The organism is Cupriavidus oxalaticus (assembly GCF_016894385.1).
GTDB lineage: Bacteria > Pseudomonadota > Gammaproteobacteria > Burkholderiales > Burkholderiaceae > Cupriavidus > Cupriavidus oxalaticus.
The window spans coordinates 1,207,707-1,227,958 of the sequence record NZ_CP069812.1; the positions used below are offsets into that span (position 1 = coordinate 1,207,707).

Consider the following 20,252-nt stretch of genomic DNA (forward strand, 5'->3'; position numbering starts at 1 on the left):
TCCCGCCATGGCGGGACGGCGGGGGAGCGTTCGCGCCGCGCGCAGGAACAAGACCACGGCAGACGGGAAATCCAACGGGGGAAGTCATGCATCGCCAACCAAGGAAAGGGAGAAGAGCCATGAATCAAGCCAGACCATATCGGGGGCCATACCGGCAGCAGGTGCGTCATGCCTGCATCGGCAGCGCGCTGGCGCTGTTGTCGGCCGCGGCCGACGCCTCGGTGACGCTGTACGGCCGCATCGATACCGACATCGAATACCAGAAAGGACCGGACGGATCGGCCACGCAGATGGTCGACAACGCCTCGCGCTGGGGCATGCGCGGCAGCGAAGACCTCGGCGGCGGGCTGCGCGCCGCGTTCGGCCTGGAGCAGGGCTTTGCCGCCGACAGCGGCGTGCCCACCAACCCGCAGTTCCGCAATGCCTTCGTCGGGCTGCAGGGCGGCTTTGGCGCGTTGGCGCTGGGCCGGCTGGATTCCGCCACCATCACCGGCTCGCCGATCTATTCGCAGGTGACGCAGAACGTGGACTTTGCCATCCACGATGCCGGCGCCACCGCGATCGGCACCAAGGTGCTGAATGCGCGCAACCGCGTGTCCAATGCCCTGGGCTACATGACGCCCACCTTTGGCGGCTTTTCCATGCGGGCGCGCGTGAACCTGGCCGGTCCGGATCCGGCCACGCCCAATGCCACCTCGCCGGTGAAGACGGAAGACGATTTCCGCCAGGTCGACATCGGCCTGAACTATGCGGCGGGCAAGTTTGCTGCGGGCCTGGGCTATTCGCGCGATGCCAAGACCGGCGGCCTGGCCGCCAACGACTTCCGCGACAAGGTGCAGGCGGTGGCGTCCTATGACTTTACCGTGGTCAACGTCTACGGGCTCTACGGGCGCGACCGCTACGCCGGCACCGCCACCACGCGCACCGACGTGCCGTACTGGCTGGTCGGCTTCACCGTGCCGTACGGCGCGCACAGCGTGACCGTCAACTACATGGAGCGCGCGGTGCAGCGCGACCCGCAGGGCCGCCTGAAGAAAGTGCAGGCCGCCTATGGCTACCGCCTCAGCAAGCGCACCATGCCCTATGTCTTCTTCGATCGAGAGGATCCGAACTCGCACAAGGCCGGCGATACCGTGACCACGGCCGGCATCGGCATCCAGCACAAATTCTGAGCATGACATTTCCCTATACGCTGACCGAACCGGCTGGCGCGGCATTGCCGCTGGTGGTCGATTCCCCGCACAGCGGGCAGGCCCGCGCCGGCAGCCTGCCGTCCGCGCTGCCGCTGGCGGCGCCGCCCGAAGCCCTGCTGACGGGCTGGGACGCCTATGTCGACGAGTTGTTCGCGCATGCGCCGGCGGTGGGCGGCACGCTGCTGTGCGCGGAGTTTCCGCGCTGGCTGGTGGACGTGAACCGCGCCCGCGACGATATCGACCCGGCGCTGGTCGACGGCGCCATGCCGTTCGCGCTGCGGCCCAGCGACAAGGCCGGCCGCGGCATGGGCGTGCTGCGCCGGCTGGCGCTGCCGGGCGTGCCGGTCTACGGCGCGCCGCTGTCGCCCGCCATGGCCGAGCATCTGCTGAAGACGTACTACGATCCCTACCATGCCGCGCTTGCCGGCGCGATGGCAGCGCACCATGCGCGCTTCGGCGCGGTGTGGCATCTCGACTGCCATTCGATGAAGTCGCGCGGCAATGCCATGAACGTGGACTTTGGCTCGGAGCGGCCGGACTTCGTCCTCAGCAACCGCGACGGCGCTACCTGCCCGGAAGCGTTTATCGAACTGGTCGGGCAATGCCTGCGCGGCTTTGGCTACCAGGTCGGCGTCAACTGGCCGTACAAGGGCGCGGAACTGGTGACGGCGTATTCGGACCCGGCGCGCGGGCGCTACAGCCTGCAGATCGAGATCAACCGCGCGCTGTACCTGGACGAGGCGCGCTTCGTGCCGCATGACGGGTTTGCCCGGCTGCGCGGCCATCTCGACCAGTTGCTCGAGCGCGTGGCGGACCATATCCGCGCGGAGGTGGCGCGCGGCGCGTAAGTGAGCGCATGAGCGTGCTCAGAGCACCTTGCCCGGGTTCATCAGCCCCAGCGGGTCGAGCGCGCCCTTGATCGCGCGCATCAGCGCCAGCTCGACCTCGCTCTTGTAGTGCTGCAGTGCCTCGCGCTTGAGCTGGCCCACGCCATGCTCGGCCGAGATCGAGCCACAGTGCGAGCGCACGCTGTCGTGCACGATGCGGTTGACCTGGTCCTGGCTGGCAAGAAAGGCGTCATGGTCGACGCCCTCCGGCGGCGAGACGTTGTAGTGCAGGTTGCCATCGCCGAGATGGCCGAAGGTCACCATGCGCGCGCCGGGGAAGGCGTTCTGCAGCAGCGCGTCGGTGGTCTCGATGAAGTCGGCCACGCGCGAGACCGGCACGGCGATATCGTGCTTGATGTTCTTGCCGTCCTCGACCTGCGCCAGCGGGATATGCTCGCGCAGGTTCCAGAAATCGCGCGACTGCTGCACCGACTCGGCCACCACGGCGTCAAGCACCACGCCGGCGTCGAAGGCGGCGTTCATCAGCGTTTCGAAGATGCCGCGCGCGTGCGCTTCGCCCTCGCTGTCGGACAGCTCCATCAGCACCAGCTGCGGGTGGATGTCGGCGAACGGGTAGCGCAGCTGGGGGTAGTGCTGCGTCACCAGCGCCATGCAGCGCGCCGACATCAGCTCGAAGCCGGTCAGCATCGCACCCGCATGCGACTGCGCGATCGCCAGCAGCGCCAGCGCGGCGCGCGGGCTCTGCACCGCGGCCAGCGCGGTGACCGAGGCGCGCGGCAGCGGGAACAGCTTCATCACGGCGGCGGTGATGATGCCGAGCGTGCCTTCGGCGCCGATATACAGGTCGCGCAGGTCATAGCCGGTGTTGTCCTTGCGCAGGCCGCGCAGGCCATGCCAGGTGTCGCCCGTCGGCGTCACCACCTCCAGCCCCAGGCACAGCTCGCGCGTATTGCCATAGCGCAGCACCGCGGTGCCGCCGGCATTGGTCGACAGGTTGCCGCCGATGGTGCAGCTGCCCTCGGCCGCCAGGCTCAGCGGAAACAGCCGGCCGTGCTCGCGCGCCACGTCCTGCAGGTGCTGCAGCACCACGCCGGCTTCGACGGTGATGGTGTTGTTGAGCGGATCGACCTGGCGGATGCGGTTGAGCCGCTGCAGCGACAGCACCACCGCGTCGCGCCCGGCCGCCGGCGTGGCGCCGCCGCACAGGCCGGTATTGCCGCCCTGCGGCACCACCGCCACCTTGTGCGCATGGCAGGCATGGACCGCGGCGGCGACTTCCTCGGTGGTGCCGGGACGCAGCACGGCCAGCGCCTCGCCGCTATAGCGCTTGCGCCAGTCGGTCAGGTAAGGAGCCTTGTCGGCGGCCTCGGTCAGCACGTGCTGCGGGCCGAGCGCCGCGCGGCAAAGGGCGAGGAAGGAGTCTTGGGACGAGGTCATGGGCGGGGAATCGATTGCATGGGGAGCGCTGGCTCAGCGTTCTTTTGCAGCTGCCTTGGTGGCCGCGCGGGCGCGGCGCTTGTACGGCCGCAGGTACAGGATGGTGCTGACGAAGAACACCAGCGTCAGCGCCACCTCCACCCAGGCCAGCGTCGCCGAGAAGCCGCGGTCGCTGGTGGCGCGCACGATGCCCTCGGTGAAGAACAGCAGGATCAGCATCGACGACCACTGCATGGTGTAGCGGTTGCGCGTCAGCACGCCGCGCAGCGGCAGCAGCAGCGGCAAGAATTTGATGATCAGCCACGAGCCGCCCGGACGCAGCGGCGCCAGGAACCATTCCCAGGCAATGCACAGCACCATCAGCGCCACCAGGCTGCCCGCGCTGATCCGGTGCAGCCAGGGGCTGTGCAGCGCGCTGTCGCTGTCGGCGGGCCGGTTCATGCCTGCGCTCCGGCCAGCCGCAGCGCCGTTTGCGCCAGGCGCCGGCCCATGGCCATCGCCAGCACCGATTCGTCCTCGGTGATGGGGCCGCGGTTGTCGGCATAGGCATGGTGGCTGGGGCCGTACGGCGTGCCGCCCGACATGGTCGTCATCAGGCCCTTCTCGGAATAGGGCAGGCCCATGATCAGCATGCCGTGGTGCAGCAGCGGCAGCATCATCGACAGCAGCGTGGTCTCCTGGCCGCCGTGCAGGCTGCCGGTGGCGGTGAACACGCAGGCGGGCTTGCCGGTCAGCGCGCCCGACAGCCACTGGGCCACGGTGCCGTCCAGGAAATACTTGACCGGCGCGGCCATGTTGCCGAAGCGCGTGGGGCTGCCCAGCGCCAGGCCGGCGCATTCTTCCAGGTCGCGCAGCTCCGCGTAAGGCGGGCCGTCGGCGGGGATGTCGGGGGCGGTGGCCTCGCACACGGTCGAGACCGGCGGCACGGTGCGCAGGCGCGCCTGGGCGCCGGGGACGCTGTCGATGCCGTGGGCGATCAGTTCGGCGAGTTTGCGGGTGCTGCCGTGGCGGCTGTAATACAGGACGAGGATGTCGGTCATGGAGCGGGATGGCCGGCGGTGAAGGTGATGTGGCGAGACAGGCGCCGAAAGCAATGCGCGTATTATAGATGCGCCTCCCGCGCATCAACGCGGCCCGGTAAGCCACCGTCGTTCCCGCGCAGGCGGGAACCCAGTGGCTTTTTCTGCGAAGGGGGCGTGAAAGACGCTGGATTCCCGCCTGCGCGGGAATGACAGCGGTGTTGATGCGTCATATGAACTGACTGGCCCCCGCGCTCGCCTGCCCGTGCTGCCCGGGGGGGCTATATCCGACAAGGAGATTGCTGCCGCATGCTTGGTACCCGCGTTGCCCGCCTGCGCAGGGAATGGAACCTGCAGAAGGTCCGCGCGCTGGCGCGCTATGTCGTGCGCCGCGCCGGCGAGGACCGGCTGCCGCAGGTGTCCGCGAGCCTGACCTTTACCACCGTGCTGGCCGTGGTGCCGGTGCTGACGGTGGCGTTCGCGCTGCTGGCCGCGTTCCCGGTGTTCCGCGACTTCCGCAATGCCATCGAGGCGTTCCTGTTCCAGAACCTGATTCCCGGCAACGTCAGCGAATCGATCTCGCGCTACATCGGGCAGTTCGCCAAGAGCGCGCGCGGGCTGACCGCGGTGGGCCTGGGCGCGCTGATGGTGACGTCGGTGCTGACCATGCTGACCGTGGAGGACGCGCTCAACGCGATCTGGCGCGTCAAGCAGCGCCGCCCATTGGCGCAGCGGGTGCTGGTGTTCTGGGCGGTGCTGACCTTCGGGCCGGTGCTGATCGGCGCGAGCCTGTCGATCAGTTCCTACCTGATCTCGATCTCGGCGGGCTACGTCGGCACCATGCCGGTGGGGATCGGCCTGCTGGTGAGCGCCACGCCGGTGGCGCTGTCGGCGCTGGCCTTTGCCTTCCTGTACACCGCGGTGCCCAATGCCTACGTGGAGTGGCGCGACGCCATCGTCGCCGGCGTGGTGGCCGCGATCGCGTTCGAGTTCGCCAAGCGCGGCTTCGGCTATTTCATCACGCATATCCCGGCCTATACGGCGGTCTACGGCACCTTTGCCGCGCTGCCGATCTTCCTGCTGTGGATCTACCTGAGCTGGCTGGTGACGCTGCTGGGGGCCACCATCGCCGCCAACCTGCCGGTGATCCGGCAGGGCTACTGGCGCCGCCGCACCTTTGCCGGCAGCGAGTTCTTCGATGCGCTGGGCGTGCTGCTGCTGCTCTACCGCGCCCGCGACGAGGTGCCGCGCAGCGTGGGCGAGCTCGACCTGGGCCGCAAGCTGCGCGTGGAAGCGGATTACCTGGCGGGGCTGCTCGGCAAGCTGAAAGCCATGCACCTGGTCGGGCGGCTGCAGCAGGAGCGCGGGCAGGCGCACTGGGCCTTGCTGTGCGATCCGTCGCAGGTGACGCTGCGCATGCTGCACGACCGGCTGGTGCTGAATTTGCCGCGGTTGCCACGCACCGCGCTGGCGCAGCACCTGCGTGGCGCCGAATCGCTCAGGTCGGTGCTGGACAATCCGCAGCTGGACCAGACGCTGGAGGCGGTCTTCAACCAGCAGCCAGCCGGCCCGCAGCCCGCGGCGGACGGTGCCGCGCCGCAGCGGCGCACGCTGGAAGTGGTGCCGCCGGGCTGGCACGGGCAGGTGTGAAGCCCAGCGAGCGCAGCGTCAGCCGGCCGCGACCACCTTGCGCGCAAAGCCCGCCAGCGTGTCCAGCACTTCGTCCGGGCGTTCGCCCATCAGCGCATGGCCGCACGGCACCGACACCACGCTCGCCTGCGCCATCTTGCCGGCCAGCGCCTGCGCCGCCTTGGGCGAGGTCATCATGTCCTTGCTGCCGGTGATGAACAGCGCGGGGCAGGCCACCGCGGCGGCGGCTTCCTCGCCGTGCGCATAGGCATTGCAGGCGGAGAAATCGTTGTGGAACACATGCGCCTGCGGGTTGTTGCGCGACACGCGCTCCATCAGCCGCTGGCTGCCGCCGTGCATCCAGGCACCGGGACCCGGCGACGAGGGCTTGTTGGCCAGGCTCGAATGCGACCAGGCGTTGACCATGGCGATGGCCTCGCTCTCCCGGTTCAGCGACGCATCGAGCAGCGCATCGGAAACCTTCATCGGGTAGGCCGTGGCCAGCAGGGCGATGCCGCGCACCGCCTGCGGATGCCGCGCCGCGCATTCCAGCGCGATCAGCGAGCCCATGCTGTGCCCGAACACGAAGGCCGGCGCCTTGACGCCGGCGGCGGCCACCAGCGCCATCACCCAGTCGGCCATGGCCTCGACGGTAGGCAGCGGCGTGCCCTGGCTGCGGTTATGGCCGGGCAGGTCCACCGCCAGCACCGAGAAGCCGTGGTTGGCGAACCAGCGCGTCTGCAGCGCCCACACGCTGTGGTCGTTCTGCGCGCCATGGACGAACACGGCGCAGGGCAGGGCGGGATCGAAGGGCTTGCCGCCGGTATAGGCGTAGGCCGGCTGGCCTGCAACGTTCAGTTCCATCAGGCCTGCCCTCCCTTGCTCATGGTCTTCTCGGCGGACTTCAGGCCGCGCTTGAGGTCGTCGATCAGGTCGTCCGGGTCTTCCAGGCCGATCGACAGGCGGATCGTGCCCTCGGCGATGCCGGCCGACTGCAGCGCCGCCGCATCCATGCGGAAGTGCGTGGTCGAGGCCGGGTGGATCACCAGCGAGCGCGCATCGCCCACGTTGGCCAGGTGCGAGAACAGCGACAGGCTTTCAATGAAGCGCTGGCCCGCCAGCCGGTTGCCCTTCAGGTTGAAGCTGAACACCGCGCCGCAGCCGCGCGGCAGCAGGCGCTTGGCCAGCTCGTAGTCGGGATGCGATTCCAGCTCGGGGTAGGACACCGACTCCACCATCGGGTGCGAGGCCAGGAACTGCACCACCTTGCGGGTGTTGTCGACATGGCGGCTCATGCGCAGCGGCAGCGTCTCCACGCCTTGCAGCAGCTGCCACGCGGCCATCGGGTTCATGCAGGCGCCGAAGTCGCGCAGGCCTTCGCGGCGCGCGCGCAGCAGGAAGGGCGCCACCGTGCTTTCCTCGGTGAACACCATGTTGTGGAAGCCTTCGTACGGCTCGGACAGCTCGGGGAAGCGGCCCGATTTCTCGAAGTCAAAGGTCCCGCCCTCCACCAGCACGCCGCCGATGGTGGTGCCATGGCCGCCCAGGAACTTGGTCGCGGAGTGGTAGAGCAGGCCGGCGCCGAGATCGAACGGGCGCAGCAGGTAGGGCGTGGTGAAGGTCGAATCGACCAGCAGCGGGATGCCGTGGTCCTGGCCGAGCTGCGCCAGCGTGGGGATGTCGAGCACGTCCAGGCCCGGGTTGCCCAGCGTCTCGCCGAACAGCAATCTGGTATTGGGGCGGATCGCGGCGCGCCAGGCGTCGATGTCGCGCGCCTTGACGAAGGTGGTCTCGATGCCGAAGCGGCGCAGCGTGTAGTGCAGCAGGTTGTGCGAGCCGCCGTACAGCGCCGACGACGCCACCACGTGCGAGCCGGCCCCCATCAGCGTGGCCACGGCGAGGTGCAGCGCGGCCTGGCCCGAGGCGGTGGCGATCGCGCCGGCGCCGTTCTCCAGCGCGGCGATGCGCTCTTCCAGCACGGCCACGGTCGGGTTGGAGATGCGCGAATAGACGTGGCCCGCGCGCTCCATGTTGAACAGCGACGCGGCGTGCTCGCTGTCGCGGAACACGAAGGAGGTGGTCAGGTGGATGGGGGTGGCGCGCGCCCCGGTGGCGGGGTCGGGCGCGGCGCCGGCGTGCAGCGCCAGCGTATCGAAGCGGGTTCCGGACATGGTCGGTCGGGTGTAGTTATCTCCGGCCAGCATCGTAGCATCGTGCGCACGCCCACGCTGGCCGATCACCCGCAAACCGGCCTCCTGCTTTACTTTGCCGGCTGGTTTGGGCTAGGATCGGTCGCACGGGCACCTCTGCCCGCACATCCCGGAACAGATAACGAAGCGACCGGCATCGCCCCGCGATGCGTTCGGCGCAAATCGGCACAGCACAGTACAAGGCAGTGGAGACCAACATGAAAGTCAGCGACATCCTGCAGATCAAGGGCAATACGCTCTACACCGTGACGCCTGACACCTCCTTGCTGGTCGCCGTCAACACCATGGCCGAGCGCGACATCGGCTCGCTGGTGGTGATGGAATACGGCGACCTGGTCGGCATGCTGACCTTCCGCGAGATCATCGAGACCCTGGCCCGCAACGGCGGCACCCTTGGCACCACCAGCATCCGCAAGGTGATGGACGATGCCCCGTTGACCTGCACCATGGAAACCGATGTCAACGAAGTTCGCCGGATGATGCTTGAGCGTCACACCCGCTATCTGCCGATTCTCGACAACCGCACGCTGATGGGCGTGATTTCCTTCTACGACGTTGCCAAGGCGGTGGTCGAGGACCAGAGCTTCGAGAACAAGATGCTCAAGGCCTATATCCGCGACTGGCCGGAAGAGCGGGCCTGAACCGAAGTCGTCCCCCCACAGCCTGAGCCAGTTTCGCAGGCACACAAAATACCGCTGTCATCCCCGCGCAGGCGGGGATCCAGTGTCTTTCAGGTGTTCAAAAGTCACTAGGCTCCCGCCTGCGCGGGAACGACGGGCATCAGCGGCGCCGCGCGGCCGCGTGGCGGTGGCATGGTGGCGGCCGGTTTCCGGCTCCGGCAAACTTACCGGCGTTTCCATTTCCGCGGCGGCCCCAGCCGGCCGACCGGCCATCCATGAGCCAACATAGCCAGTTCCGACTGCTCGGCGTGCGCCGCTTCGCCCCCTTTTTCTGGACCCAGTTCCTGGGGGCGATGAACGACAACGTCTTCAAGGTCGCCTTCACCTCGCTGGTGACCTACCACACGGCGCTGTTCGAGGGCGTGGACGCGCGCAGCGCCGCCTTCCTGATCTCGGCCATCTTTATCGCGCCGTTCGTGCTGTTCTCCGCCACCAGCGGCCAGATCGCCGACAAGATCGAGAAGTCGCGCCTGATCCGGCTGGTGAAGTCGCTGGAAATTGCCATCATGGGGCTGGGCCTGGCCGGCTTTGCCTGGCACAGCGCGCCGCTGCTCTACGCCGGCACGTTCCTGATGGGGCTGCATTCGACGCTGTTCGGGCCGGTCAAGTTTGCCTACCTGCCGCAGCACCTGGATGAAAGCGAGCTGGTAGGCGGCAACGGGCTGGTCGAGATGGGCACCTTCGTCGCGATCCTGATCGGCACGCTGGTCGGCGGCGAACTGGCCGGCCTGCAGCAGGGCGGCGCGGTGGTGGGGCCGCTGTATGTCGGTGCCGTGTGCGTGGCGATCGCGGTGGCCGGGCGCGTGGTGTCGGGCGGCATCCCGGTGACGCCCGCGCCGCAGCCCGAGCTGCGCATCAACTGGAACCCGTTCTCCGAGACCTGGCGCAACCTGGTGCTGGCGCACGGCAATCGCACGGTATTCCTGAGCCTGCTCGGGATTTCGTGGCTTTGGTTCCTCGGCGCGACCTTCCTGACCTCGTTCTTCAGCTATGCCAAGGACGTGCTGGGCGGCGACCAGAACGTGGTCACGCTGCTGCTGGCCGTGTTTTCGCTGGGGATCGGCACCGGCTCGCTGCTGTGCGAGCGGCTGTCCGGGCGCCATGTCGAGATCGGGCTGGTGCCGTTCGGCTCGATCGGCATGACGGTGTTCGCCATCGACCTGTACTTTGCCAGCCACGGGCAGCCGCCGGCCGCACTCGCCGGCATCGGCGCCTTCCTGGCCGAGGCGCGCCACTGGCGCGTGCTGGCCGACCTGTTCCTGCTGGCGATGTTCGGCGGCTTCTACAGCGTGCCGCTGTACGCGCTGATCCAGAGCCGCAGCGCGCCCACGCACCGCGCGCGCATCATCGCCGCCAACAATATCCTGAACAGCTTCTTCATGATCGCGGCATCGCTGCTGGGCGTGGCGATGGCGCTGGCGGGCTACAGCATCCCGCAGCTTTACCTGGTGGTGGGGCTGCTCAATGCGGTGGTGGCGGTCTATATCTATTCGCTGGTGCCGGAATTCCTGCTGCGCTTCATTGCCTGGATCCTGGTGCACACCCTGTACCGCCTGCGCCGCGTCAATGCCGAGCGTATCCCCGCCGACGGCCCGGCGGTGCTGGTCTGCAACCATGTCAGCTTCGCCGACGCGGTGGTGCTGATGGCATGCAGCCCGCGCCCGGTGCGCTTCGTGATGGACTACCGCATCTTCAACGTGCCGCTGCTGTCGTGGTTCTTCCGCCAGGCCCGCGCGATCCCGATCGCGCCCGCGCACGAACACCCGGAGATGCTCAGGCGCGCCTATGACAGCGTGGCGCAGGCGCTGGAGGAGGGCGACCTGGTCTGCATCTTCCCCGAGGGCAAGATCACTGCCACCGGCGAGATCAACCCGTTCCGGCAGGGCGTGCAGCAGATCATCCGCCGCACGCCGGTGCCGGTGGTGCCGATGGCGCTGCGCGGGCTGTGGGGCAGCTTCTTCTCGCGCAAGGACGCGCCGGCGATGTCGCGGCCGTTCCGCCGCGGCATCCTGAACCGGCTGGAACTGGTGGTGGGCGAGCCGGTGCCGCCGGAGGCGGCCACGCCCGAAGGGCTGCAGCAGATGGTGCAGGCCCTGCGCGGCGACTGGCGCTGAACCCATGCTCTCCTGCGCGGAGCCAGACCTGGACACGAATCCACGATGATCACGCTCTATACCTTTGGCCCGGCCTTTGGACTGCCTGACGCCAGCCCATTCGTCACCAAGGCCGAGATGCTGCTCAAGCTCGCCGGCCTGCCATACCACGCGCGCCCCGGCAGCCTGCGGCGCGCGCCCAAGGGCAAGCTGCCGTATCTCGACGACATGGGGCGGATCGTGGCGGATTCGACCATGATCCGCTGGCATATCGAGAAGACCTACCACATCGACTTCGACGCCGGCCTGAGCCCGGCCGAGCGCGGCATCGCCTGGGCGGCGGAGAAGCTGATGGAAGACCACCTGTACTGGGCGGTGGCGCGGGTGCGCTGGCTCGACCAGGCCAATTTCGAGCGCGGCCCGGCGCAGTTCTTCCGCGGCGTGCCGGCGCCGGTGCGCGGCCTGGCCGAGCGGCTGGTGCGCTACAAGGTCAAAAAGACGCTGTGGGGGCAGGGGCTGGGCCGGCACAGCGAGGAAGAACTGGTCGCGCTGGCCAGCAAGGGCGTGACCTCGATCGCCGATATCCTGGGCGACAAGCGCTACCTGATGGGCGACAAGCCATGCGGCGCCGACGCCACGCTGTTTGCCTTTGCCGGCAGCCTGCTGTGCCCCACGTTCGACACGCCGATCCGCACCGCGGCGGAGGGGCATGCCAACCTGGTCGCCTATATGGACCGGATGCGGGCGGAGTTCTACCCCGCCTGAGCCCGCCGGCCCGCCGGCCCGCCCGCGGGCGGGCAATGGCCTTACAATGGAGGCCGTCCCCAATTCCTGTGCGGTTTCCATCATGTCCGGCAACACCCTTGGCCTGCTCTTCACTGTCACCACCTTCGGCGAATCGCACGGCCCGGCCATCGGCGCGGTGGTGGACGGCTGCCCGCCGGGCATGGCGCTGAGCGAGGCCGATATCCAGGGCGACCTGGACCGCCGCAAGCCCGGCACCTCGCGCCACGTCACCCAGCGCAAGGAACCCGACCAGGTCGAGATCCTGTCCGGCGTGTTCGAGGGCAAGACCACCGGCACGCCGATCTGCCTGCTGATCCGCAATACCGACCAGCGCAGCAAGGACTACGGCAATATCGTCGAGACTTTCCGCCCGGGCCATGCCGACTACACCTACTGGCAGAAGTACGGCATCCGCGACTATCGCGGCGGCGGCCGCTCGTCGGCGCGCCTGACCGCGCCGGTGGTGGCCGCGGCGGCGGTGGCCAAGAAGTGGCTGCGCGAGCAGTATGGCACCGAGATCCGGGGCTACATGTCGCAGCTGGGCGAGATCGCGGTGCCGTTCGCCGACTGGTCGCATGTGCCCGAGAACCCGTTCTTCGCGCCCAACGCCGATATCGTTCCCGAACTGGAAACCTATATGGACGCGCTGCGCCGCGACGGGGATTCGGTCGGCGCGCGCATCGAGGTGGTGGCCAGCAATGTCCCGGTCGGGCTGGGCGAGCCGCTGTTCGACCGCCTCGATGCCGACATCGCGCACGCGATGATGGGCATCAATGCGGTCAAGGGCGTGGAGATCGGCGCCGGCTTCGACAGCGTGTCGCAGCGCGGCAGCGTGCATGGCGACGAACTGACCGCCGAGGGCTTCCGCACCAACAATGCGGGCGGCGTGCTGGGTGGCATCTCCACCGGACAGGACGTCACCGTGTCGCTGGCGATCAAGCCGACATCCTCGATCCGCACCCCGCGCGAGTCGATCGACAAGGCCGGCAACGCCGCCACGGTCGAGACCTTCGGCCGTCACGACCCGTGCGTCGGCATCCGCGCCACGCCGATCGCCGAGGCCATGCTGGCGCTGGTGCTGATGGACCACGCGCTGCGCCACCGCGCGCAGTGTGGCGACGTCAGGACCGACACGCCGCAGATTCCGGCGCAGGCCGGCCAGACGCACTGAGTTGACCACGCCGCCTGGGGCTGGCGGTGCCACCGGCACCGCTCGCCCGGACTACGCCCGCTTCGGGCTTTTCTATCTTGGCTACTACGGCTACGTCGGCGTCATCTCGCCGTATGTGAGCCTGTATTTCGCCGATCGCGGTTTCAATCCGGTGCAGATCGGCGTGCTGATGGCCAGCTTCCAGGTCAGCCGCATCGTCGGGCCCTACCTGTGGGGCTGGCTGTCCGACGTGATGCACACGCGCGTGCGCATCCTGCGCGTGAGCGCGTTCACCTCGCTGCTGGCGTTCCTGATGCTGCCCGGCGTGGGCAGCTACGGCGGCATGATGGCGATGATGCTGACGCTGAGCCTGCTCACCAGCGCGATGTCGCCGCTGGGCGATGCCCTTACCATCTCCACGCTGCGCCGCCATGGCGCCTTCGACCATCGTTATGGCCGCATCCGCATGTTCGGCTCGGTCGGCTTTATTGGCGCGGTACTGGCCGGCGGCGCGCTGTTCGAGGCGGTCGGCATGCGCGCGTTCCCGTGGGTGTCTAGCGCCTTGCTGGCGATCCTGGCCGGCGTGGTGATGACGATGCGCGATGCCGCCGACGAAGGCCCGCGCGTGCCCGCGCCGCCGGCCTTGCCGCTGCTGCGCCGGCCCGACGTGGCGTGGTTCCTGGCCTCGGCCTTCCTGATGATGTTCGCGCACGCCGCGCTCTACGTGTTCTATTCGCTGTGGCTGGAGAAGCTTGGCTACAGCAAGTTCGCCATCGGCGTGATGTGGACCATCGGCGTGGTCGCCGAAATCGTCTTCTTCTACTACCAGGGCCTGTTGTTCGCGCGTTTCGCGCTGCGCACCATCCTGGCTGGCACTTTCGTGCTGGCGGCGGTGCGCTTCGGCCTGACCGGCTACTTCGCGCAGCTTGCCTGGCTGATGGCGCTGGTGCAGGTATTGCACGCGGCCACCTTCGCCGCGCACCACAGCGCCAGCCTGAAGCGGCTGCAGGCATGGTTCGCGGGCCCGCTGCAGGGGCGCGGGCAGGCGCTGTACACGGGCATTTCCTACGGCGTCGGCGGCACGCTCGGCGGGCTGGCGATGGGCTGGACCTGGAATGCGCTGGCGCCAGAACACACCTTCGGGCTGGCCGCCTTGGCCGCGGCGGCCGGTGCCTTCTGCGCGGCGATGAGCTTCCGCGCGGAAGGTGCGGCAGGCGGCGATGCGCTTCAGGCCAGCGCCGCGCAGACGCGCTCGGCGATCGCCAGCGACGAGGTCAGCCCCGGCGACTCGATGCCGAACAGGTGAACCAGCCCCGGCACGCCGTGCACGGCGGGGCCGTCGATGCGGAAGTCCGCCGCCGCTTCGTGCGGGCCGCTGATCTTGGGGCGGATGCCGGCATAGCCCGGCTGCAGCGAGTTATCGGCCAGTCCCGGCCAGTAGCGCCGCACTTCGTCATAGAAGCTGTCGGCATCGGACGGGTCGACGCTGTACTCGATGTCGTCGATCCAGCGCACATTGGGACCGAAGCGTGCCTGGCCACCCAGGTCCAGCGTCAGGTGCACGCCCAGGCCGGCGGCCTCGGGCACCGGATAGATCAGCCGTGAGAATGGCGCGCGCCCGGCCAGCGTGAAATAGCAGCCCTTGGCGTAGAACTGCGGCGGGATATGTGCTTCGGGCATGCCATCGAGGCGGCGCGCCAGCTCCGGCGCGGTCAGGCCGGCCGAGTTCACCACCGTGCGCGCCAGCAGCGTGGTGGCGCTGCCATCCTCGCTGCCCACTTCCAGCCGAATCCCGTCCGCGGTGATCGCGCCGCCCAGCACCGGCGACTGCACCGCCAGCATCGCACCCGCATTCTCGGCGTCGCCCAGCAGCGCGGTCATCAGGCCGTGGCTGTCGACGATGCCGGTGGAGGGCGACAGCAGCGCGGCATGGCATTGCAGCTGCGGCTCCAGCGCCTGCGCTTCGTCGCGCGAGAGCAGCCGCAGGTCGTCGACACCGTTGGCCGCGGCCTTGGCACGGATGCCGTCGAGCGTGGCCACCTGCGCCGCGCTGGTGGCGACGATCAGCTTGCCGCAGCGCTGATGCGCGACGTGGTGCGTGGCGCAGTACTCGTACAGCATGGCCTTGCCGCGCACGCACAGCTCGGCCTTCAGCGAGCCGGCGGGGTAGTAGATGCCGGCGTGGATGACTTCGCTGTTGCGCGCGCTGGTGATGGTGCCGAAGGCGTTCTCGGCCTCCAGGATGATCACCTCACGGCCCTGCAGGGCCAGGGCGCGCGCGGCTGCCAGTCCTACGACACCCGCGCCGATGACGACGCAATCCACCTTTTCCATGCTCGTTTCCTTGTTGCTGTGGTTTGTTGCAGTGCTGGTTATTGTGAGTACTGTGGGGCGGGATTCAGCCCGCCAGGCCCAGCCGCGCGGCCGCCGCGGACAGGTGCCGTTGCGCGGCCTCGCGCGCCGCCGGGGCATTGCCGGCGGCGATGGCGTCGGCCAGCGCCGTGTGCTCGGTGTCGGCGGCGCGCGGGGCGCCGGTGGCGGCGCCGAGCCGCGCGGTGTTCTCCCACGCGCGCTGGCGTGCCGCCAGCATCTGCTGGCTGACGAAATCGGTCAGGCCGGTGAAGCAGGGGTTGTGCGCGGCCTCGGCGATGGCGTGGTGGAACGCCATGTCGGCCGCGGCCGCGCTGGCCATGTCGCCATGGCCGTCGGCCTGCGCCTGCATGGCCGCGAGCGCGGCGCGGATCGCGTCGACATCGGCCGCGGTGCGGCGCTCGGCCGCCATCTCCGCGCAGGCGGTTTCGACCACGCGGCGCAGCTCGAACAGCTGCGCCAGCGTGGGTCCGCCATCCGGCGCGCTCGCCACGCGCCAGGCCTGGCCGCCCGGGGTTTCCGAAACAAAGGCGCCGGAACCCTTGCGCGTGACCAGCACGCCATCGGCCTTGAGCTGGGCGATGGCTTCGCGCACGATCGGCCGGCTCACGCCGAAGGTGTCGGCCAGGCTGGCTTCGGCGGGCAGGCGTCCGCCCGCGGCGTAGCGGCCGGCTAGGATGTCGTCGTGCAAGGACTGGGCGATGCGGCTGGCCAGCGAGGCCGGGCGGTGCAGGGTCATAGGGTAGATATGTCAGGCTGTCAGACAGCTTTGGGCGATTGTGGTACCGAAGTTGTCGCGCGTCAAGCTTTCCGCAAAGGGGCGGTGCTACACATGGCGGCCTAGACCCATCGTATTCGCTTAACTTCTGCGGCCGGCGGCCGATAGAACCCTGATAGGTGGCGGATACTGCCCGGCAGCTCCGCCGTGGGTTTGCCATGCCCCACGCGCGGCCACAAACGCGGGGCCCTCTGCAAACAGCCATGATCCAGCTCACTCCCAACGATCTTCCGGTCGGACACCCGCTGCCCTGGTCGCTGCTCGACGGCGACGGCAACCTGGTGCTCGGCAGCGGCAGCGTCATCCCCGATGCGCGCGACCTCGCGCTGGTGTTCCGCCACGGCGTGGTCTGCCGCGCCGGCAATAGCGATGACCCCGACGGCACCGACGGCATCGACGACAACGGCGATGCCGACGCCGGACCGCGCACGGCCCCCGGGCCGCTCGGCCTGCAGGTCGGCACGCTGCTCCACGTCAAGCATGAAGGCGAGTCCGCACGCGCCGCCGCCAGCCGCCTGATCGGCTTTATCGAGCAGGGGCTGTTCGTGACCTGGCCGCAGCTGGGCGGGCGCGACCTGCCGCTGCAGGCGGGCGACACCGTGCTGCTGCGCGGCTTTTCCGGAAAGGCGATCCACAGCTTTACCTCGACCATCACCGCGGTCTGCCGCAGCCCGTTCCGCTACCTGGTGCTGTCGGCGCCGACCAACCTGCACGCGACCCCGGTGCGCAAGGCGGCGCGCGTGCCGACGCGGCTGGCGGCATACCTGACCGAGCCCGCGGAAGACGACGACGGCGATCATGGCGTGGCCGTCGCGGTGCGGGCGGGCACGGCGCGGCTGGCGCTGCTGTCCGACCTCAGCACCGGCGGCGCGCTGGTGCAGACCACAGCGCCGTCGCCCGCGCCGGGCAGCCGCGTGCGGCTGCGCTTCCAGCTGCGGGCCGCCTCATTCGACAGCGAAGTCACGGTCGACGGCTGGGTCCGGGCGGCGCCGGGGGCAGCCAGCCAGGACGATGCCGATTTCCCGGCCTTCGGCGTTGCCTTCGATGTGCTGGCAGAGCGCGAAATGACGCTGCTGCAGTGCTACATCTACGAGCAGCTGCTGTCCACCACGCGCCTGCCGCTGTAGCTGCCGCGCACGCGGTCAATAAAAAACGGCACCGGGAAGCCGGTGCCGTTTCATGCGCCAGGCGCTTGCGCGCCGGGGGCCTTACATGCCGACGTAGTTCGGACCGCCGCCGCCTTCCGGCGTGACCCACACGATGTTCTGCGTCGGGTCCTTGATATCGCAGGTCTTGCAGTGCACGCAGTTCTGCGCGTTGATCTGCAGCCGCTCCTTGCCCGAAGTCTCGTCCTGCACGAACTCGTACACGCCCGCCGGGCAGTAGCGCGACTCGGGGCCGGCGTACTTGTCCCAGTTGATGTCGACCGGCACGCTGGCATCCTTCAGCGTCAGGTGCGCCGGCTGGTTTTCCTCGTGGTTGGTGTTGCTGATGAACACCGAGCTGAGGCGGTCGAAGGTCAGCTTGCCGTCCGGCTTCGGGTAGACGATCTTCTCGCACTCGGCCGCCGGTTTCAGGTACACATGGTCCGGCTTGACGCGGTGGATGGTCCAGGGCGGGTTGCGGATGCCGAGCTTGGGCAGTAGCCATTGCTCGATGCCGGTCATCAGCGTCGCGGTGGTGCGGCCCTTCTTGAACCACTGCTTGAAGTTCTTGGCCTGCAGCAGTTCCTTGTACAGCCAGCTCTGCTCGAACGCGGCCGGGTAGGCGGTCAGCTCGTCGTGCTGGCGGCCGCCCTGCAGCGCGTCATAGGCGGCCTCGGCGGCCAGCATGCCGGTCTTGATCGCGGCGTGGCTGCCCTTGATGCGCGAGGCGTTGAGGTAGCCGGCATCGCAGCCGACCAGCGCGCCGCCCGGAAACACGGTCTTGGGCAGCGACAGCAGGCCGCCGGCGGTGATCGCGCGCGCGCCGTACGACAGGCGCTTGCCGCCCTCGAAGAACTGGCGGATTTCCGGATGCGTCTTGAAGCGCTGGAATTCCTCGAACGGCGACAGCCACGGGTTGGTGTAGTCCAGGCCGACCACAAAGCCGACGGCGACCTTGTTGTCTTCCATGTGGTACAGGAACGAGCCGCCATAGGTGGCAGGGTCCAGCGGCCAGCCGGCGGTGTGCACCACCAGGCCGGGCTTGTGCCTGGCCGGGTCGATCTCCCACAGCTCCTTCAGGCCGATGCCGTAGCTCTGCGGATCCTTGCCGGCATCCAGGCCGAACCTGGCGATCAGTTGCCTGCCCAGGTGGCCGCGCGAGCCTTCGGCGAAGATGGTGTACTTGGCATGCAGTTCCATGCCGAGCTGGAAGTTGTCGGTGGGCTCGCCTTCCTTGTTGATGCCCATGTTGCCGGTGGCCACGCCCTTGACCGAGCCGTCCTCGTTGTACAGCACCTCGGCGGCCGGGAAGCCCGGGAAGATCTCGACGCCCAGCGCCTCGGCCTGCTGGCCCAGCCAGCGCACGAAGTTCGACAGGCTGACGATGTAGTTGCCGTGGTTGTGGAAGCACTCGGGCAGCAGCGCGGGCGGCGTGCCCTTGGAGCCGGATTCGTTCAGGAACAGGAACTTGTCTTCGGTGACCGGCTGGTTCAGCGGCGCGCCCAGCTCCTGCCAGTTCGGGAACAGCTCGTTGAGGGCGCGCGGATCCATGATGGCGCCCGACAGGATATGCGCGCCGGGTTCGGAACCCTTTTCCAGCACGCATACGTTGACGTCGCTGCCTTTCTCCTGCGCGAGTTGCTTCAGGCGGATGGCCGTGGCCAGGCCGGCGGGGCCGCCGCCGACAACGACCACGTCGTATTCCATGGCTTCACGCGGGCCGAACTGCTCCAGGAGCTGTTGCTGATCCATTGTCTCTAACCCTCTATTTCTTTGCTGCTAGCTATGCAATTGTGGGAAGTGCGGTGATCGTTCTGCTCGAACTGGCGGCAACGGGGCACAGCAAGGGATTTTGGCGGCTGTTTGCGGCCGATAGCCGGCCGGATCGCTCGTTTTCCCTCTTTCCCTTTGCAGGCCAAGTTCTTAGAATCTCCGGCATTGTCCGGGACTCGCCACCCACAGGCAAGGATTTTTTTGGAACGGTCGTTCTTTTTTTTGATATGCTGCCTTCCGCACCCGAAGAGGCTGGAGGGGCGCCCGCACAAGAGGTCATCATGGGTTTGTCGATCAATCTGGAAGGCAAGGTAGCGCTGGTCACAGGCGCGTCAAGTGGGCTCGGCTCGCGTTTTGCCACGGTGCTGGCGGCCGCCGGGGCCAAGGTTGTGCTGGCCTCGCGCCGCACCGAGCGGCTCAAGGAACTGCGCGCGGCGATCGAGGCCGAGGGTGGCAGCGCGCACGTGGTGCGGCTGGACGTCACCGATCCGGACAGCATCCGCGCCGCCGTGGCGCATGCGGAAACCGAAGCCGGTTCGATCGACATCCTGGTCAACAATTCGGGCGTGTCGACCACGCAGAAGCTGACCGACGTCACGCCCGACGATTTCGATTTTGTCTTCGACACCAACACCCGCGGCGCCTTCTTCGTCGCGCAGGAAGTCGCCAAGCGCATGATCGCGCGGGCCAAGGGCGCCGAGAAGAACGGCAGCCCGCTGCCGCAGGCGCGCATCGTCAATGTCGCGTCCGTGGCCGGCCTGAAGGTGCTGTCGCAGATCGGCATCTATTGCATGAGCAAGGCGTCGGTGGTGCACATGACCAAGGCCATGGCGCTGGAATGGGCGCGCCACGGCATCAATACCAACGCGATCTGTCCCGGCTATATCGATACCGAGATCAACCACCACCACTGGGATTCGGACGCCGGCCAGAAACTGATCCAGATGCTGCCGCGCAAGCGCCTGGGCAAGCCCGACGACCTCGACGGCCTGCTGTTGCTGCTGGCGTCCGACCAGTCGCAATTCATCAACGGCGCCGTGATCACCGCCGACGACGGCATGGTCTGAGCCCGGCCGCCGGCGCCGCGCCGCCCGCTTCCCGCCTGCGCGCCACAAGCGTGCGGCGGGGCATCACAGTTGGC

Annotated in this window: 18 protein-coding genes; 10 read left to right on the forward strand and 8 right to left on the reverse strand. The window is 68.4% G+C overall.

Annotated elements, in window-relative coordinates; all coding sequences use genetic code 11:
• The first annotated feature begins 119 nt into the window (after positions 1-119).
• Both JTE92_RS17915 and JTE92_RS17920 read left to right on the forward strand, forming a co-directional pair.
• On the forward strand, positions 120-1,172 hold the full coding sequence (locus JTE92_RS17915) for a porin (RefSeq protein WP_063238492.1): 1,053 nt from the start codon (positions 120-122) through the stop codon (positions 1,170-1,172).
• Positions 1,173-1,174: 2 nt separating this feature from the next.
• Positions 1,175-2,041, forward strand: coding sequence for an N-formylglutamate amidohydrolase (locus JTE92_RS17920; protein ID WP_063238493.1), 867 nt, complete (start codon positions 1,175-1,177; stop codon positions 2,039-2,041).
• Between the two features lie 18 nt (positions 2,042-2,059).
• Here JTE92_RS17920 and JTE92_RS17925 read toward each other — a convergent pair whose 3' ends face one another.
• The 3 genes from JTE92_RS17925 to wrbA are packed head-to-tail and all read right to left on the reverse strand — an operon-like array spanning position 2,060 to position 4,518.
• On the reverse strand, positions 2,060-3,478 hold the full coding sequence (locus JTE92_RS17925) for an FAD-binding oxidoreductase (protein ID WP_063238494.1): 1,419 nt from the start codon (positions 3,476-3,478) through the stop codon (positions 2,060-2,062).
• A 33-nt stretch (positions 3,479-3,511) separates the two neighbouring features.
• A complete protein-coding gene (locus JTE92_RS17930) occupies positions 3,512-3,919 on the reverse strand; it encodes a DUF2069 domain-containing protein (protein WP_063238495.1) in 408 nt (135 codons plus the stop codon).
• Positions 3,916-4,518 (reverse strand): NAD(P)H:quinone oxidoreductase, encoded by a 603-nt coding sequence (gene wrbA, locus JTE92_RS17935; protein ID WP_063238496.1) that lies wholly within the window; start codon positions 4,516-4,518, stop codon positions 3,916-3,918. The genes JTE92_RS17930 and wrbA overlap by 4 nt, the downstream gene beginning before the upstream one ends.
• 288 nt (positions 4,519-4,806) lie before the next feature.
• On the opposite strand from wrbA, the gene JTE92_RS17940 reads away from it, so the two are divergent.
• Positions 4,807-6,147: a YihY family inner membrane protein gene (locus tag JTE92_RS17940; RefSeq protein WP_063238497.1), complete on the forward strand. Its 1,341-nt coding sequence runs from the start codon at positions 4,807-4,809 to the stop codon at positions 6,145-6,147.
• 18 nt (positions 6,148-6,165) lie between these two features.
• Here the strand turns inward: JTE92_RS17940 and JTE92_RS17945 are convergent, their stop codons facing one another.
• Together JTE92_RS17945 and JTE92_RS17950 are read right to left on the reverse strand one after the other, a co-directional pair.
• Positions 6,166-6,990 (reverse strand): alpha/beta fold hydrolase, encoded by an 825-nt coding sequence (locus JTE92_RS17945; RefSeq protein ID WP_063238498.1) that lies wholly within the window; start codon positions 6,988-6,990, stop codon positions 6,166-6,168.
• Positions 6,990-8,297 (reverse strand): O-acetylhomoserine aminocarboxypropyltransferase, encoded by a 1,308-nt coding sequence (locus tag JTE92_RS17950; RefSeq protein WP_063238499.1) that lies wholly within the window; start codon positions 8,295-8,297, stop codon positions 6,990-6,992. The genes JTE92_RS17945 and JTE92_RS17950 overlap by 1 nt, the downstream gene beginning before the upstream one ends.
• 236 nt (positions 8,298-8,533) lie before the next feature.
• Between JTE92_RS17950 and JTE92_RS17955 the strand changes: the two genes are divergently transcribed.
• The 5 genes from JTE92_RS17955 (at position 8,534) to JTE92_RS17975 (ending at position 14,351) form a co-directional block, all read left to right on the forward strand.
• Positions 8,534-8,977, forward strand: a complete 444-nt coding sequence (locus JTE92_RS17955; RefSeq protein ID WP_029049702.1) for a CBS domain-containing protein — start codon at positions 8,534-8,536, stop codon at positions 8,975-8,977.
• A 254-nt stretch (positions 8,978-9,231) separates the two neighbouring features.
• Entirely contained in the window at positions 9,232-11,130 is a 1,899-nt protein-coding gene (locus JTE92_RS17960) for an MFS transporter (protein WP_063238500.1), read from the forward strand.
• A 45-nt stretch (positions 11,131-11,175) separates the two neighbouring features.
• Positions 11,176-11,874, forward strand: a complete 699-nt coding sequence (locus tag JTE92_RS17965) for a glutathione S-transferase C-terminal domain-containing protein (protein WP_063238501.1) — start codon at positions 11,176-11,178, stop codon at positions 11,872-11,874.
• Positions 11,875-11,956: 82 nt separating this feature from the next.
• Complete coding sequence (aroC, locus tag JTE92_RS17970; RefSeq protein WP_063238502.1) at positions 11,957-13,066, forward strand: chorismate synthase; 1,110 nt, start codon at positions 11,957-11,959, stop codon at positions 13,064-13,066.
• Position 13,067: 1 nt separating this feature from the next.
• On the forward strand, positions 13,068-14,351 hold the full coding sequence (locus tag JTE92_RS17975) for an MFS transporter (RefSeq protein WP_063238503.1): 1,284 nt from the start codon (positions 13,068-13,070) through the stop codon (positions 14,349-14,351).
• Here JTE92_RS17975 and JTE92_RS17980 read toward each other — a convergent pair.
• A complete protein-coding gene (locus JTE92_RS17980) occupies positions 14,273-15,379 on the reverse strand; it encodes an NAD(P)/FAD-dependent oxidoreductase (RefSeq protein ID WP_063238504.1) in 1,107 nt (368 codons plus the stop codon). The genes JTE92_RS17975 and JTE92_RS17980 overlap by 79 nt on opposite strands.
• 64 nt (positions 15,380-15,443) lie before the next feature.
• Complete coding sequence (locus JTE92_RS17985) at positions 15,444-16,154, reverse strand: FadR/GntR family transcriptional regulator (RefSeq protein WP_063238505.1); 711 nt, start codon at positions 16,152-16,154, stop codon at positions 15,444-15,446.
• A gap of 242 nt (positions 16,155-16,396) precedes the next feature.
• Here JTE92_RS17985 and JTE92_RS17990 point away from each other — a divergent pair, with 242 nt between their 5' ends.
• Positions 16,397-17,320 carry a flagellar brake protein gene (locus JTE92_RS17990; RefSeq protein ID WP_063238506.1) on the forward strand — a complete coding sequence of 308 codons (924 nt, stop codon included), beginning with the start codon at positions 16,397-16,399 and terminating at the stop codon, positions 17,318-17,320.
• Between the two features lie 81 nt (positions 17,321-17,401).
• Here JTE92_RS17990 and JTE92_RS17995 read toward each other — a convergent pair whose 3' ends face one another.
• The gene (locus tag JTE92_RS17995) at positions 17,402-19,090 is read right to left on the reverse strand and encodes an electron transfer flavoprotein-ubiquinone oxidoreductase (RefSeq protein WP_063238507.1); all 1,689 of its coding nucleotides are present in this window, start codon (positions 19,088-19,090) and stop codon (positions 17,402-17,404) included.
• Positions 19,091-19,392: 302 nt separating this feature from the next.
• Between JTE92_RS17995 and JTE92_RS18000 the strand changes: the two genes are divergently transcribed.
• Positions 19,393-20,178: an SDR family oxidoreductase gene (locus tag JTE92_RS18000; RefSeq protein WP_029049693.1), complete on the forward strand. Its 786-nt coding sequence runs from the start codon at positions 19,393-19,395 to the stop codon at positions 20,176-20,178.
• Positions 20,179-20,252 lie beyond the last annotated feature (74 nt).